Source organism: Sporolactobacillus shoreicorticis (genome assembly GCF_024125445.1).
GTDB classification, from domain to species: domain Bacteria; phylum Bacillota; class Bacilli; order Bacillales; family Sporolactobacillaceae; genus Sporolactobacillus; species Sporolactobacillus shoreicorticis.
Genome location: NZ_JAMXWM010000076.1, coordinates 1 through 1,435, shown reverse-complemented (window position 1 = coordinate 1,435; position 1,435 = coordinate 1). Strand labels below are relative to the sequence as shown.

Annotated in this window: 2 protein-coding genes; both read right to left on the bottom strand. The window is 43.9% G+C overall.

What is annotated here, in order from left to right; all coding sequences use genetic code 11:
• Positions 1-900: IS3 family transposase (locus NIE88_RS21960; RefSeq protein WP_253065688.1), on the bottom strand; the 900-nt coding region annotated here is incomplete at its 3' end.
• Positions 846-1,435, bottom strand: a 590-nt coding sequence (locus NIE88_RS21955) for a helix-turn-helix domain-containing protein (protein ID WP_253065687.1), incomplete at its 5' end; no start/stop codon positions are given. The genes NIE88_RS21960 and NIE88_RS21955, both read right to left, overlap by 55 nt.

Genomic DNA, 1,435 nt, shown 5'->3' with positions numbered 1-1,435 from the left:
GGTGGTCATGATCCGATAGTCAATCGGACTTAGACCCCCGAGTTTTTCTTTGATTCTAGACTCATTATAGTACTTAATCCACACACGCATGGCAGTTTCCAGCTCTTCACGTGTCTGATAATGGTGTGAGGCTACGGTTCCAGCTTTCATGAGGTGGAAGAAACTCTCCATCTGGGCATTGTCCAGGCAAGTTGCCTTTCGAGACATACTCTGACAAACATGATGCGATTTAAGTTCCTTGCGCCAAAGGTAATTTTGGTACTGGAAGCCCTGATCCGTATGAACGTACGTGCGATAGTGATGTTCCGGCAGGCGTTCGAGAGCCTCATGAAGCGGTTTTAACGCAAAGGCTACGGTTGGATGATCACTAATATTAGAAGCCAAAATCTCATCAGAATAAAGATCCATAACGGGTTCAAGATAAAGACGTTCGTTGGTTGTTTGATGTCCCCAACGAAATTCGGAAACGTCAGAGACAAGCTTTTGGTAGGGCCGATCCGTCATGAACCGACGGTTCAAATGATTCTTAGTGACTTTGCCAACCGTACCTTTATAGGAATTATACTTACGGGTCCGTTTGGTATAGGCCGTCGACTGAAGGCCTTCCATTCTCATGATGCGCTGGACCTTTTTGTGATTCACTTTTAAATGGTGGCGCCTCAGTGTCAGGACCACACGCCGATAGCCATAAGCTGGGTTCTTCTGTTTTACAGCTTTTATTTCAGAGATCACAGGGTCCTCAGTATCTTTTTGCGAGCGCTGTTTCTGATAGTAATAGATGCTTTTCGGCAGGTTCACAACCCGAAGAATGTCATTCAGAGAGTGGTTCCGCCTTAGTCCAGTAACTACTTGCGTTTGTTCCGCTCGCGTTGCTCTCTCTGTCGAACTAAGGTGTCCAATTTTTTTAAGTACTCAATCTCAATCCGAAGCAGTTCATTTTCCTTCTCAAGATCCTTAAGCCGCTTCTGTTCAGGCTGAGCAACCTTTTTCAATTTGTCGTTCTTTGTGGTTGTACGCTTTATATGCTCCTGTTTCCCCATAGGTGGACGTCCTCGCTTGGTTTTTAATCCATCCACACCCACTGATTCAAATCGCCGATCCCATTGATAAATCGTTGACGGCGAAGAGATTTTGAAATAAAGTGCTGCACGTTCGAGTGTTGAATGGTTCTCCTTCATCCACTTTAATACATTCAGCTTAAAACTGCAGGAATATGCTGGCCATTGATTCAAATTTTTAATCCCTGCAATGCCGTTTGTCTGATAGCCATGCACCCAGTTTAAAATGCTCTTCTTTGATGGAATATGATATTTACGACACAATGAAGGGCTTCCCATCCCCTTGAGATAGTCACTAACCACCTTCATCTTAAAATCAGTTGAGTATTTGGTCATAGTAAAACTCCCTAAAGTTGAATTTTGTCGTCCAACTTTAG